Annotated in this window: 10 protein-coding genes; 1 reads left to right on the top strand and 9 read right to left on the bottom strand. The window is 74.3% G+C overall.

Features of this window, described 5'->3' with window-relative positions; translation table 11 throughout:
- Nucleotides 1-56: 56 nt before the first annotated feature.
- From ABTW95_RS14030 to ABTW95_RS14045, 4 genes are all read right to left on the bottom strand, one after another.
- Nucleotides 57-1,124 (bottom strand): NAD(P)H-dependent amine dehydrogenase family protein, encoded by a 1,068-nt coding sequence (locus tag ABTW95_RS14030; RefSeq protein ID WP_396447740.1) that lies wholly within the window; start codon nucleotides 1,122-1,124, stop codon nucleotides 57-59.
- The gene (locus tag ABTW95_RS14035; RefSeq protein ID WP_396447741.1) at nucleotides 1,121-1,909 is read right to left on the bottom strand and encodes an SDR family oxidoreductase; all 789 of its coding nucleotides are present in this window, start codon (nucleotides 1,907-1,909) and stop codon (nucleotides 1,121-1,123) included. Before ABTW95_RS14035 ends, ABTW95_RS14030 begins: the two co-directional genes overlap by 4 nt.
- 77 nt (nucleotides 1,910-1,986) lie before the next feature.
- Nucleotides 1,987-2,940 (bottom strand): ornithine cyclodeaminase family protein, encoded by a 954-nt coding sequence (locus tag ABTW95_RS14040; protein ID WP_396447742.1) that lies wholly within the window; start codon nucleotides 2,938-2,940, stop codon nucleotides 1,987-1,989.
- A gap of 63 nt (nucleotides 2,941-3,003) precedes the next feature.
- Nucleotides 3,004-3,993 (bottom strand): ABC transporter ATP-binding protein, encoded by a 990-nt coding sequence (locus ABTW95_RS14045; protein ID WP_396447743.1) that lies wholly within the window; start codon nucleotides 3,991-3,993, stop codon nucleotides 3,004-3,006.
- Between the two features lie 358 nt (nucleotides 3,994-4,351).
- Between ABTW95_RS14045 and ABTW95_RS14050 the strand changes: the two genes are divergently transcribed.
- Nucleotides 4,352-5,407 (top strand): S1 family peptidase, encoded by a 1,056-nt coding sequence (locus ABTW95_RS14050; RefSeq protein WP_396447744.1) that lies wholly within the window; start codon nucleotides 4,352-4,354, stop codon nucleotides 5,405-5,407.
- A gap of 121 nt (nucleotides 5,408-5,528) precedes the next feature.
- Here the strand turns inward: ABTW95_RS14050 and ABTW95_RS14055 are convergent, their stop codons facing one another.
- From ABTW95_RS14055 to ABTW95_RS14075, 5 genes are all read right to left on the bottom strand, one after another.
- Nucleotides 5,529-6,263 carry a thioesterase II family protein gene (locus ABTW95_RS14055; protein ID WP_396447745.1) on the bottom strand — a complete coding sequence of 245 codons (735 nt, stop codon included), beginning with the start codon at nucleotides 6,261-6,263 and terminating at the stop codon, nucleotides 5,529-5,531.
- Nucleotides 6,260-6,922, bottom strand: a complete 663-nt coding sequence (locus ABTW95_RS14060) for a GNAT family N-acetyltransferase (RefSeq protein WP_396447746.1) — start codon at nucleotides 6,920-6,922, stop codon at nucleotides 6,260-6,262. The genes ABTW95_RS14055 and ABTW95_RS14060 overlap by 4 nt, the downstream gene beginning before the upstream one ends.
- Entirely contained in the window at nucleotides 6,915-7,124 is a 210-nt protein-coding gene (locus tag ABTW95_RS14065; RefSeq protein ID WP_396447747.1) for an MbtH family protein, read from the bottom strand. Before ABTW95_RS14065 ends, ABTW95_RS14060 begins: the two co-directional genes overlap by 8 nt.
- A gap of 12 nt (nucleotides 7,125-7,136) precedes the next feature.
- Nucleotides 7,137-11,030, bottom strand: a complete 3,894-nt coding sequence (locus ABTW95_RS14070; protein ID WP_500226445.1) for an amino acid adenylation domain-containing protein — start codon at nucleotides 11,028-11,030, stop codon at nucleotides 7,137-7,139.
- Nucleotides 11,027-13,570, bottom strand: a 2,544-nt coding sequence (locus tag ABTW95_RS14075; protein ID WP_500226446.1) for a condensation domain-containing protein, incomplete at its 5' end; no start/stop codon positions are given. The genes ABTW95_RS14070 and ABTW95_RS14075, both read right to left, overlap by 4 nt.

Genomic DNA, 13,570 nt, shown 5'->3' on the forward strand with positions numbered 1-13,570 from the left:
GGAGGAGGAGCGGCTCGTTCCGCTCCTCGACACGGTTCGGCCTCTAGCGGGACCGTCTAGAGCAGGCCCCGGCCGGTGATCAGGGGCAGGTCCAGCGCGGTGAGCAGGCCGGGCGGGGCAGCGGCGACGGCCGGGATCGCGTTGACCAGGCGCATCGCGGTGGCCTTCAGGCCGGCGGTGTTGATGTCGCCGTCCGAGCCGAGGAGGCGCAGGTCGACGGTGTAGTCCGGCTCGCCGCTGACCTCCACGCGGTAGCAGCCCGCGCCCGCCGGCCGCGGCCAGTCGGGGGCGAGGTCGTCGCGCAGCCGGGTGACGTGCTCCAGGACGATGACGGCCTCGCCGCCGCGCATGCCCAGCAGTTCCCACCGCAGCGCGGCGGCGGTGCCCTTCCGGACCGTCCCGGCGGAGACGTCGAACGTCTCGGGCGCGGGGAGGCGGGCGTGCCGTTCGGCGATCCCGTCCAGCTCGACGTCCAGGCCGGCGGCGAGCTGCCGGACGACGCTCCCCCACGCCAGCGTCAGCTCGCCGGGCCGCAGCAGCGGCGGGATCTCGTCCAGGGGGCGGCCGAAGCCCATGAAGTCGAACAGGACCGTGGCCTGGTCGTAGGTGGCGAGGTTGATGATCTCCATGCAGCGGAGCCGGTCGATGCGCTCGCTGATGCCGGTGACCGCGAGCGGGAGCAGGTCGTTGGCGAAGCCCGGGTCGATGCCGTTGACGAAGATCGAGGCGCCGCCCGCGGCGGCGGCCTCCCGCACCGGTTCGACCAGCTCGGCCGGGACGGCGCCGCCGTCCGGGAACTGCAGGAACATCGCGCTGCTGGACACGACGTTCACGCCGGCGCGCAGGATGCGGCACAGGTCGCCGACGGCCTCGGGCAGCCGGACGTCCGCCATCGCGGTGTAGACGACGCAGTCGGGACGGAGCGCGAGCAGCGCCTCGGCGTCGCCGGTGGCGGCGACCCCGAGGCGGCGGCCCAGCCCGGCGAGCTCCCCCGCGTCCCTGCCGATCTTCCCGGGGGTGGACGTCCAGACGCCGGCGAGCTCCAGGTCGGGGCGGGCGTCCACGCCCGCGATGGCGTGCCGGCCGACGTTGCCGGTGGCCCAGACGACGACGCGGCGGGTCACAGGTCCTCCAGTCCGAGGTCGAGGTTCGGGGTCTCGATCCCGCCGTCGACGCGCAGCAGGCTGCCGGTGACGTAGGCGGAGGCGGGCGAGGCGAGGTAGAGGACGGCGGCGGCGACGTCCTCGGGGTCGCCGACGCGGCGCAGCGGCGTCCTGCGCTCCATCTCGGTGCGCAGCCCGTCGTCGGTCATCACGACGTCGAGCGCGGACGTCGCGACCGAGCCGACGGCGATCGCGTTGACGCGGACGCGCGGCGCCAGGTCGAACGCGGCGAGCCGGGTGTAGTGGGCGAGCGCGGCCTTGGCGCTGCCGTAGGCGAGGTAGCCGCGGCCGGCGATGCGGCCCACGGCCGAGGAGATGTTGACGACGCTGCCGCCGCCCGCCTCCAGGAGGTGCGGGACGGCGGCGCGGGTCAGCGCGTGCGCCGTGGCGACGTTGAACCGGAACGCCTTCTCCAGGTGCCGCGGCTCGGTGTCCATGAAGGCGGCGGGCATGGCGCCGCCCATGTTGTTCACGACGATGTCGATGCGGCCGAACTCCCCGGCGGCGCGTCCGGCCAGCTCGGCGGCGGCGTCGGGTTCGGCGAGGTCGGACGGGACGACCAGCGCCCGCCGCCCGGCGGCCTCGATCTCGGCCGCCACCTTGCGGAGCTGCTCCTCCGTGCGGGAGGCGATCACCACGTCGGCGCCCGCCTGCGCGAGCGCCACCGCGGCGGCCGCGCCGATGCCGCGGCCGGCGCCGGTCACGACCGCCGCCCTGCCGTCGATTCGGAACCGGTCCCAGATCACCGGCGTCACCTCCGGTTCGTCGCCGCGCCGTCGGCACAGCCTACGCAGAAAATAGAACGTGTTTCAATATTCTGCGATCATGCCAGGAAGTCGAACTCCACGCCGGCGCCGGCGGCGCGGGCCGCGCGGTAGGCCGTCCAGCTCAGTGCGAGGTCCTGCCAGGGCAGCCCGACCGGCGCGTACACGGTGACCTCGGCGCGCCTGACCCGGCCGGGCACCTCGCCGCACAGCAGGTCGCGCAGCGTGCCGGCGGCGTGCTTGACGTCGAGGCCGGCGCCGGCGAGCACGCCCATCTCGACGGCGAGCGGGACGTCGTCGACCACGACCCGTGCGCCCTCCAGCAGGTCGGCGCCCAGCTCGGCCTTGCCGGGCTCGTCCGCGCCGAGCGAGGTGAGGTGCGTGCCGCGGGCGACGTCCGCGGCGTGCAGGAGGGGGCGGCGCGCCCAGGTCGCCATGACGACGATCCCGGCGTCCCGGACGGCGGCGCGCGGGTCGGCGGCGACGGCCGCGCGGACCCCGAGCCGCGCGCCGTGCCGCTCGGCGAACCCGGCGGCGCGGGCGGCGTCCAGGTCGCAGACGGTGAGGCCGCGCACCTCGCGCAGCTCGGACAGGCCCCGCATGACCAGCTCCGCCTGCGCGCCGGCGCCGATCACCGCGACGGTGTCCGCGTCGGGGCGGGCGAGCGCGTGGGTGCCGAGCGCGGCGGCCAGGCCGGTGCGCCAGGCGGTCACGGTGGCCGAGTCCAGCTGGGCCAGCAGCTCGCCGGTGCCGAGGTCGTGCAGGCAGACGACGCCGCGCAGCGCCGGGCGGCTGCCCGGGAACTTGGCGTTGACCTTCACGGTGTAGGCGGGGATCTCCGCGACCACGCCGGGCAGCAGCGCGGTGGCGGTGCCCTGGCCGGGGAGTTTCGCGATCACCCGGCGCGCGGCCGTCCCGTCCTGCGCGGCGGTGAAGCCGCGGCGCAGCGCGTCGAGGCAGGTGGCGGGGTCGAGCACCGCTTCAAGGTCGGAACGGGTCAAAAGGAGCGTCACCGAACCATTCTCCCGTTCCACTCGTCCGGTGACCACCCAGGCAGATAACTCACCGTGAACGGGTCAGCCGCGCAGCCGCCGCGCCGCGACCAGTTCGTCCCAGTCGGCCAGCCAGTCCCGGCCCTGCTCGTCGATGAACGAGCCCGGCGGCGGGGTGACGCCGTGGTCGCGCAGCCACTCGCCGGGGCGGCGCATCGAGGGGCGCAGCCGGCCGTCGCTCGGCATCAGCTGCGGCGGGATCGGCGCCGGCATCGGCAGGGCCTGCGGCTCGGCGGCGATGTCGGCGACGTCCTTCTCCTCCGCCATGCCGATCGGGCCCTGGCGGCGCGCGTTGAAGAACTGGTTGACCGCCGGGTGCGTGCTGGACAGCACCATCTCGCGCGGCCCGAACATCACCAGGCCGCGGCGGAACAGCAGGCCGAGGTTGTCCGGCAGGACGCGGGCCGTGCCGATGTCGTGGGTGACGATGAGGAAGGTGGCGCCGAGCTCGGTGTTGAGGTCGACGAACAGCTGGTTGAGGTAGGCGGTGCGGACGGGGTCGAGGCCGGAGTCCGGCTCGTCCGCCAGGATGATCTCGGGGTCGAGGACGAGGGCGCGGGCGAGCCCGGCGCGCTTCTTCATCCCGCCGGAGATCTCGCCGGGCAGCTTGTGCTCCGATCCGGTGAGCCCGACCATGTCCATCTTCTCCAGCACGATGCGCCGGATCTCCGACTCGCCCTTCTTCGTGTGCTCGCGCAGCGGGAAGGCGATGTTGTCGTAGATGTTCATGGAGCCGAACAGGGCGCCGTCCTGGAACAGCACGCCGAACTGGCGGCGCAGCTCGTAGAGCTCGTGCTCGCGCAGCCGCGGGACGTCGCCGCCCCCGACGTAGACGTGGCCGCGGTCGGGCCGCAGCAGCCCGACGAGGTTCTTGAGGAACACCGACTTGCCCGTGCCGGACGGCCCGAGCAGCGCGGAGATCTCGCCCGCCGGGACGGTGAGGGACACGTCCTCCCAGATGACCTGCCGCCCGAACGACTTCCTGAGCCCTTCCACCCGGATCTCGACGCCCATGCGCACTCCCGTGCCGGGAACCGGGGGCGGGGAATCCGCGTCAAAGGTCCGGTCCCCCGTCGATGTCGACTGTACGTCGGGAACGCCGCGCCGGGGAGACCCATTGGACGCGCGGTCCAGGAGCGGGGACCGGGGTCCGGGATGCCGCGGCCGCATCCCGGGACATAATCGCGTCCGGCGGGACGGGCCGGCGCTCCGCCATGCCCGGACTGACCACCTGCGGCCTCGCAGGATGCCAACGACGCTGCCCGGAATTAGTCACCTTCTGCGTCTTACGTCCGCATTGACGGTTCTTACACCATGTCCAGGACCTCCGGCGCACCACAAGGGTGCGCCAAACCCCCCGCTGGAGGCACAAGTGAAGAACCGTCACAGGCGCGCCGGCGCCGCCGCCGTCACCACGGCAACGGTCGGCCTCGTGGCCGCCACCCTCGCGGCCGCTCCCGCCGCGTCCGCCAGCCCCGCCGCGCCGGCCGCTCCCGCCGGGCCCGGCACGCTGGCCAGCTCCCTCGCGCACCAGCTCGGCTCCCAGACCGCCGGCTCCTACCTCAAGGGCGGCAAGCTGGTCGTCACGGTCACCACCGCGCAGGCCGCGCAGGCCGTCCGCGCCGCGGGCGCCGTGCCGAAGACCGTCGCGCGCAGCGGCGCCGACCTGCAGAAGGTCATGAAGGCGCTCAAGCGCGACGCGGCCGTCCCCGGCACCGCGTGGGCGGTGGACCCGGCCGCCAACCAGGTCCTGCTGACCATGGACAGCACGGTCAAGGGCGCCAAGCTCAAGAAGGTGCGGGCCGCGGTCGCCGAGCTGGGCGCGGCCGTCCGCACCGAGCGGGTCGCCGGGAAGTTCCAGAAGTTCACCCGCGGCGGCGAGGCCATCTACACCGGCGGCGCGCGCTGCTCGCTGGGCTTCAACGTCCGGTCCGGCAGCACGTACTACTTCGTCACCGCCGGGCACTGCACCAACATCGGCACGACCTGGACCGACAGCTCGGGCCGGACGCTGGGCCGCACCGTGGCCAGCAGCTTCCCCGGCAACGACTACGGGGTCGTGCAGTACACCTCGGCGCCCACCGACACGCAGGGCACCGTCAACCTGTACTCCGGCACCCGCGACATCACGAGCGCCGGGAACGCGGCGGTCGGGCAGACGGTGTACCGCAGCGGCAGCACCACCGGCCTGCACAGCGGCCGGGTCACCGCGCTCAACCAGACGGTGAACTACGCGGAGGGCAGCGTCAGCGGCCTCATCCGCACCACGGTGTGCGCCGAGCCGGGCGACAGCGGCGGCTCCCTGTTCGCCGGGTCCACCGCGCTCGGGCTGACCTCCGGCGGCAGCGGCAACTGCACCTGGGGCGGGACGACGTTCTTCCAGCCCGTCACCGAGCCGCTCTCCCGCTACGGGCTGAGCGTCTACTGATCTCGCGGCCCCACCCAGAGACGGCACCGTGAGAGGCGGGCCGCCCCCACCCCGGACTCCCGTGGGGGCGGCCCGTCCGCCGTTCCAGGGCCGGACGCTCCGGCGTCGGGGCGCGCCCGCGTCAGGCGGGCACTTCGAGGGCGCGGTGGATCTCGGCGATGACGGCGGACTGCCGGTCGGTCAGGTAGAAGTGGCCGCCCGGCATCACCTTCAGCGCGAACCTCCCGTCGGTGACCCGCGCCCAGCCGCGCGCCTGCTCCTCGGACACGTGCGGGTCGGAGTCCCCGATGACGGCGGTGAGCGGGACCTCCAGCCGCGTCCCGTCCCGGTGCTCGTAGTTCTCGATCAGCGCGAAGTCGTTGCGGACGTACGGCAGGACCAGCTCGCGCAGCTCGGGATCCCGCAGCGCCTCGGCGTCGCTGCCGCCCAGCTCGATCATCTCCTCGACCACGCCGTCGTCGTCCATGTCGGAGACGCGGCGGCCGTCGTCGCGGTCGTGCGGCGGCCGGGCGCCGGAGGCGAACACGTGCACCGGGGCGCTGCCGCGCTCCTGCAGCAGCCGCGCCACCTCGTAGGCGAGGACGGCGCCCATGCTGTGCCCGAACAGCGCGGCGGGACGGTCCATCAGCGGCGCCATCGCACCGGCGACGAGGCGGGCGAGCTGGTGGGCGTCGGTGACCATGGCGTCGGCCAACCGGTCGGCGCGGCCCGGGTACTGCACGGCGTGCACCTCGACGGCCGGGCTGACCTCCTTGGCCCACGGCCGGTAGAACACCGCCGACCCGCCCGCGTGCGGCAGGCAGAACAGCCGCATCGACGCCCAGGGGCGCGTCTCGGCGCAGCGGAACCAGGTCACGTGACCAACTCCTCCTCCTCGTGCCGGCGGGAGACCGTGCGGGGGTCCTCCGGCAGCGGCCACGGCGCGACCCTGGGGTCGGGGACGAGCTTGGGCGCGGTGGTCTCCGCGGCCACCTTGAAGCCCCGGCGCCGGTAGTTGGCGATCGCGTTCGGGTGGTCCAGGCTGCTGGTGCGCAGCCAGACCCGCGACGCGGGGCCGGAGTCCTGGGCCCACAGCTCGCCGCGCTGCCAGGCGCGGCGGGTGCACTGCTCGACGAGGTAGCCGCCGTAGCCGCGGCCGACGAACGCGGGGGTGAGGCCCACCAGGTGGATCTCGGTGTCGCCGCCCGGCTGCGCCTCGATCTCGAAGAAGCCCGCGATGGTGCCCTCGGCCATGGCGATCCACGTGGACAGCTCGGGGCGCTCGACCCAGCGGCGCCACTGCTCGTACGTCCACGGGAAGCGGTCCGTCCAGCAGACGCGGGCGCCGACGGCCGCGTACAGGGCGCGGTTGACGTCGGCGGACGGCAGCGCGGCCAGCGTGAACGTCATCTCGACGCCGGGCAGCGGCGCGGGACGCAGGTCGGCCGCGTCCAGCATCTCCATCGTCCACTCGGTGACCGACGGGATCTCGACCTCGGTGCCTCCCGGGGGCGCCCCCCGGCCCGTGTCACTCACCCATGGCCTCGATGAGGCTCTTCGGCCGCATGTCGGTCCAGTTCTCGCTGATGTAGTCGAGGCACGCCTCCCGGGTGTCCTCGTCCTTGGCGACCGTCCAGCCGGCGGGGACCTCGGCGAACGACGGCCACAGCGAGTGCTGGCCCTCGTCGTTGACGAGGACGAGATACGTGCCGTCCGGGTCCTCGAATGGGTTGCTCATCTGTGTTCCCTTTCAGTGGCTGCTGCGCAGCTTGTCCAATTTAGCGGCGAGCACGGCGCCCATCTCGGCGGCCGGGCCCGGCTCCATGAGGAGGTGGTGGTCGACGTCGATCGGGTAGTCCTCGATCTCGCCCTCGACGAGCGGCCCCCAGTTGGACCGCCCGGTGGGCGAGTCGCCGGTGCGGCCCCGGAGCGCGGTGAAGAACACGATGTCGCCGCGGAACCGCCCCGGCCGGTACTCCTCCGCCTGGCGCAGCCCGTTCTCGTAGTTGCGGTAGACGTTGACGAGGTCGTCCTCGCCGAGGGTGGCGAGGGCGTCGTCGCGTTCGGCGAGCACCGCCATGATCTGCGCCATGTCGGGGTTGCCGTCCTCGGCGACCATCTTCGCGTCGATGCCGATGGCCTCCAGCAGCTCGGGGAGCACCTCGCGCCGCTCCGATTCGAGGTCCTGGCCGTGGTAGGCGTCGATGAGCGCGAGCAGGCCGACGCGCTCGCCGGCCTCCTGGAGCCGGACGGCCATCTCGTAGGCGACGAGCCCGCCGAGCGACCAGCCCACGAGGTGGTAGGGGCCGGACGGCCGGACGGCCCGGATCTGCTCCAGGTAGTCCGCCGCCATCTCCTCCACCGACCCGGGCAGCTCCGGCTGGGTGAACGCGCGGGCCTGCAGCCCGTAGATCGGCTGGTCGGGGCCGAGGTACCGCTGGAACTGCAGGTACCCCCAGGACAGCCCGCCGGCGGGGTGGACGAAGAACACCGGCGGCCGGGTGCCGGTGGTGCGGATGGGCAGCAGCACCTCGAAGCCGAGCCGGTCCTCGGGGTCGCCGGCCCTGGCCAGCGCCTCGACGGTCTGGTGGGTGAACACGTCGCGGGGGGTGAGCTCGATGCCCGCCCGCCGGGCGCGGGTGACGAGCTTCAGCGCGGCGATGCTGTCGCCGCCGAGGTCGAAGAAGCTGACGTCGGCGCCGACCCGGTCGAGGCCGAGGACGTCCGCGACGATCCCGCAGAGCAGCTCCTCCTCGGGGGTGCGCGGGTCGCGCCCGGCGGCGGCCTCGCCGTAGTCGGGGGCGGGGAGGGCGCGCCGGTCGAGCTTGCCGTTCGGGCCGACGGGGAAGGTGTCGAGCCGGACGAACGCGGCGGGCACCATGTACTCGGGCAGCCGGTCCTCGACGAACTCGCGGAGCCCGTCGATCGACGCGGCGATGACGTAGGCGACGAGGGTCTTGACGCCGGGTGCGTCCTCGCGGGCGACGACGGCGACGTTCTGCACGGCCGGGTGCGCGGCGACGGCGGCCTCGATCTCGCCCGGCTCGATCCGGAACCCGCGGACCTTGACCTGGAAGTCGGCGCGGCCGACGTATTCGAGGGTGCCGCCCGGCCGCCACCGGACGAGGTCGCCCGTCCGGTACATGCGGTCGCCGGGCGCGCCGAACGGGTCGGCGACGTAGCGCTCGGCGGTGAGCGACGGGCGGCGCAGGTAGCCGCGGCCGAGCCCGGCGCCCGCGATGTAGGCCTCGCCGACCACGCCGGGCGGGACGGGCCGCAGCCCCTGGTCCAGCACGTAGACGCGCATGTCGTCGATGGGGCGGCCCAGCACGGCGGACGTCTCGGCCGGGTCGGCGAGCGGCGCCCGCTGCCCCGCGATGGTGGTGTAGGTGGTGGCCTCGGTCGGCCCGTACACGTTGCCGACCTCGGTGCCGGGGCAGGCGGCGAGCACCTTGCGGATCGCGGCCGGCGACCCGGCCTCCCCGCCGGTCAGCACCTCGCGGAGCCGCGCGAAGGCGTGCGGCCGCTCGTCCGCGACCAGGTTGAACAGCGTGGTGGTGAGGAACAGGCCGGTGAGGTCCTCGGCGGCGATGATCTCTTCGAGGGCCTCGCCGTTCAGGTGGCCGGGCGGCGCGACGACGGCGGTGCCGCCGTGCAGCAGCGGCGTCCAGATCTCGTAGATGGACGCGTCGAACGCGTGCGGCGAGTGGACGAGGACCCGGTCGTGCGCTCCGCCCGCGAGCCTGCCGTCGGTGGCGAGGTCGAGCGCGTCGCGGTGCCGCAGCATGACGCCCTTGGGCACGCCGGTCGACCCGGAGGTGAACAGCACGCAGGCGAGCTGCTCGGGGTGGCACGGGACGCCCGGGTCGGTGTCCGGCTGCGCGTCGGTCTCCGGGTCGTCGTCCACGACGATGACGTGCGCGGACGTGTCGAGGCCGGCGACGCGCTCCCGCATCGGCGTGTTGACCACCAGGACGGGCGCGTCGACCTCGGCGACCGCCCACGCCGTCCGCTCGGGCGGGTAGCCGTGGTGGATCGGCGCGTAGGCCCCGCCCGCCTTGAGGACCGCCAGCGAGACCACGACGACGTCGGCGGACCTTTCGAGCAGCACCGCGACGGGGGTGTCGCGGCCGACGCCGAGCCCGGCGAGGCGGTGCGCCAGCCGGTTCGCCCGCGCGTCCAGCTCGGCGTAGGTGAGCGGCTCCCCCGCGGCGCGGACCGCGACGGCGCCGGGCGTCCGCGCGAGCTGCTCGGCGAAGCGGCCGGTGAGGGTGCCGGGGCGGCGGCCGGTGCGCGGGCCCTGCCAGCCGCCGAGGACGGCGTCGCGCTCGTCGTCGTCGAGGACGGCGATGCGGCCGAGCGGGAGGTCGGGGCGGTAGGCGATCGCGTCGAGGATGCGGGTGAGGCGGCGCATCAGGCGCTGCGCGTCGTCCGCGGAGAACAGGTCGGTGCGGTGGTCGATGCGCAGCGACAGGCCGCGGTCGGGGACGGCGGCGAAGGTCAGCGGGTAGTGGGAGGCGTCGTAGCCGTCGACGTCGTGGAGGGTGAGGCCGCCGAGGGCGGTGCCGGCGGCGTCCGGGTCGAACGGGTAGTTCTCCAGGACGGTCATCGTGTCGAACAGCGTCCCGGTCCCGGTGAGGCGCTGGATGTCGGACAGGCCGAGGTGGTGGTGCGGCATCAGCGCGGCCTGCTCGTCCTGGAGCCGGGTGAGGGCCCCGGCGACGGTGTCGGACGGGCGGACGCGGACGCGGATCGGCAGCGTGTTGATGAACAGCCCGATCATCTGCTCGACGCCGGGCAGTTCGGGCGGGCGGCCCGACACGGCGGCGCCGAACACCACGTCGGTGGAGCCGGTGAGGCGGCTCAGCAGCGTCCCCCACGCGAGCTGGAGGACGGTGTTGAGGGTGACGCCCTGGGCGCGGGCCCGCGCGCCGAGCGCGGAGGTGAGCTCCTCGGTGAGGGTCGTCCGGACGCGCCCGGGGGCGCCGGCGCCCGGCTCGGCGGCGCCCGGGGCGACGAGGGTGGGCTCGTGGACGCCGTCGAGGGAGCGGCGCCACGCCTCCTCGGCGGCGGCGCGGTCCTGCTGGGCGAGCCACGCCAGGTAGTTCTTGTAGGGGGCGACGCGCGGCATCCCGGTGTCGTCGCCCTTGGCCAGGTACAGCGCGAACAGCTCGGTCTGCAGGACGGGCGTGGACCAGCCGTCCAGCAGGATGTGGTGGTTGGTGAACACCATGCGGTGCAGGCCGTCCGCCAGCTTGATGAGCAGGAAGCGCAGCAGCGGCGGCTTCGCCATGTCGAACGGCCGGGCGCGTTCGGCGGCGGCCAGTTCGCGGGCCCCGGCCTCGCGTTCGGCGTCCGGGAGGGCGGACAGGTCCTCGTCCCGCCACGGCAGCCGGACGGTGCGGTGGACGACCTGGACCGGCGAGCCCTCCTTGCGCTGCCGGAACCCGGCCCGCAGGTTCGCGTGGCGGCGCAGGAGCGTCGCGGCGGCGGCCTTGAGCGCGTCCACGTCGAGGGGGCCGCGCAGGTCGAACACGATCTGCGCGGTGTAGACGTCGCGGCCCGAGTCGTAGAGGGCGTGGAAGAACAGCCCCTGCTGCAACGGGGACAGGGGGAGGATGTCCTCAAGCTGCGACTTGCTCAATCCAGCTCCCATTCACCGTCGAGCTCGGCGGCGAGCTCGTCGATCTCGTCCTGGCTGACGTCCACCAGGGACAGGTCGGACGGCGTGAACCCGCCGACGGGCCCGTCGGCGGCGCCGTCGACGACGTGCGCGACGAGGCCGCGCAGCGCCGCGTACCAGCGGCCGGCGAGGTCCTCGACGGCGGCGGCGTCGAACAGGTTCCCGGCCCACGTCCACGTCGCGGACAGCTCCGGCCCGCCGGGCAGGTCGCGGGTGTGCGCGTTGACCTCGATGGCGTGGACGAGGCCGAGCGCGCCGTCCTGGCCGGCGCCGAGGGCGTCGCTGTCCGCCTGGTCGGCCGGTCCCCAGTCGGTGGCCTCGGGCGCGGCGGAGCGGCCGAGGTAGTTGAACGCGATCTGCGGGCGGCGGGCGGCGAGGCCCGCGCCCGCGGCGGGGTTGAGGTAGCGGAGCAGGCCGTACCCGATGCCGTTGTCGGGGATCTCGCGGAGCTGCTCCTTGACCCGCTTGAGCGCGGTGCCGGCCGCCTGCCCGCCCTCGCGCACGTCGGCGGGCTCGACCCAGCCCGCGTCCAGCCGCACCGGGTAGATGGAGGTGAACCAGCCGGCGGTGCGGGACAGGTCGACGCCGGGGACGATCTCCTCGCGGCCGTGCCCTTCGAGGTCGATGAGGACGGCCGTCTCGTCGCAGGTGCCCCGGTCGCGCCGCCATTCGGCGACGGCGAGGGCGAGGCCGGTGAGCAGGACGTCGTTGACGCGCCCGTGGAACGCGGCCGGGACCTCGGTGAGGAGGGGCTCGGTCACGTCGGCGGGCAGGTCGAGGGTGAGGTGCCGCGCCGTCGCGAACGTGTCGGCGGCGGGGTCGAGGGGGCGGGCGCCGAGGACGGGGTCGGGGGTGGCGAGGACGTCCTCCCACAGCGGCAGCTCGGCGGTGCGGGCCGGGTCGGACGCCTCGGCGGTGAGGCGCTGCGCCCAGCGGCGGAACGACGTCGGGACGGGGTCGAGGTCTCCCCCGGCCCAGGCGGTGACCAGGTCGGGAAGGATGATCCGCCAGGTCACGCCGTCCACGGCGAGGTGGTGGAGGGTGAGGAGGAGTCGTCCGGAGGCGGCGGGTCCGGCGTCGAACCAGACGAGCTGCGCCATCGTCCCGGCGGCCGGGTCGAGGCGGCCGCGCGCGGCCTCCGCCTCCTCCGCGAGGACGCGTCGGAGTTCCGCCGCGCCGAGGCCCGCGACGTCCACGCGGCGGACGAGGGGGCCGGCGTCGACCGTGCCGGGCTCGGCGACCTCGAACTCCCCGTCCCGCACGCGGAGGCGGAGCATGTCATGGTGGTCGAGAACGGTCTGGAGCGCACGGGTCAGCCGGCCGGCGCCGACGTCCGGCGGCACCTGGAGCAGCATCCGCTGGCTGTAGCCGGCGACGGGGCCGCGCAGTTCCTGGAACCAGCGCATGATCGGGGTGGCGGGGACGCGGCCGACCCCGGCGCCGGGCGCCTCGGCCTCGACCCGCTCGCCCTCGCCGACCGGCCTGGCGGCCGCGGCGAGCTCCTCGACGGTCTGGTGCTGGAACACGTCGCGGGGTGTGATGACCAGGCCGGACGCGCGGGCACGGGAGACCAGCTGGATCGCGATGATCGAGTCGCCGCCCAGGTCGAAGAACCCGTCGTCGATCCCGACCCGCTCCAGGCCGAGCACCTCGGCGAACAGCCGGGCGAGAGTCTCCTCCTCGGCGGTGCGCGGCGCCCGCGAGGACACCCTGGCGGCGAAGTCGGGGGCGGGCAGGGCCTTGCGGTCGAGCTTGCCGTTGACGGTGAGCGGCAGCGCCTCAAGCTCGACCACCGCCGCCGGGACCATGTAATCGGGCAGGTCCTTGGCGGCGAACCGGCGCAGCTCGGCAGTGTCCACCCCCGACCCGGCCACGTAGGCGACCAGTCGGTCATCGCGGACGATGACGGCTGCGTCCCGGACGGAGTCGTGCTTGGTCAGCACGGCCTGGATCTCGCCCAGCTCGATCCGGAAGCCCCGCAACTGCACCTGCTGGTCGGCGCGGCCCAGGTATTCGAGGGCTCCGTCGCGGCGCCAGCGGCCGAGGTCGCCCGTGCGGTACATGCGGGTGCCGGGCTTGCCGTGCGGGTCGGCGACGAACCGCTCGGCGGACAGGGCGGGACGGTTGAGGTAGCCGCGCGCCAGGCCCGCGCCCGCGACGTACAACTCACCGACCACCCCGGCCGGGACCGGCTGCAGACGCTCGTCCAGCACGTAGACCCGCAGGTCGGGGATGCCGACGCCGATGACACTGCCAGGCGCGGTCGCCGCATAGGCGCGGTCGAGCGCGACATAGGAGACATGCACGGTCGTCTCAGTGATCCCGTACATGTTGACCAGCGTCGGAGCATCCTCCGGGTGCCGGGAATACCAGTCCCCCAGGCGACCCAGATCCAGCGCCTCACCGCCGAACACGATGTAACGCAGCACCAGCTCAGTGCCCGGGTTGTCCCGGTCGGCCGCCATCAGCTGGTAGAACGCCGACGGCGTCTGGTTGAGGAC

This window comes from Spirillospora sp. NPDC127506 (genome assembly GCF_040302145.1).
GTDB lineage: Bacteria > Actinomycetota > Actinomycetes > Streptosporangiales > Streptosporangiaceae > Spirillospora.

What these genes read in the sequence shown, in the direction of transcription:
- ABTW95_RS14065 (WP_396447747.1), bottom strand. Translation starts at nt 7,124, where the DNA reads ATGAGCAACCCATTCGAGGACCCGGACGGCACGTATCTCGTCCTCGTC.
- ABTW95_RS14045 (WP_396447743.1), bottom strand. Translation starts at nt 3,993, where the DNA reads ATGGGCGTCGAGATCCGGGTGGAAGGGCTCAGGAAGTCGTTCGGGCGG.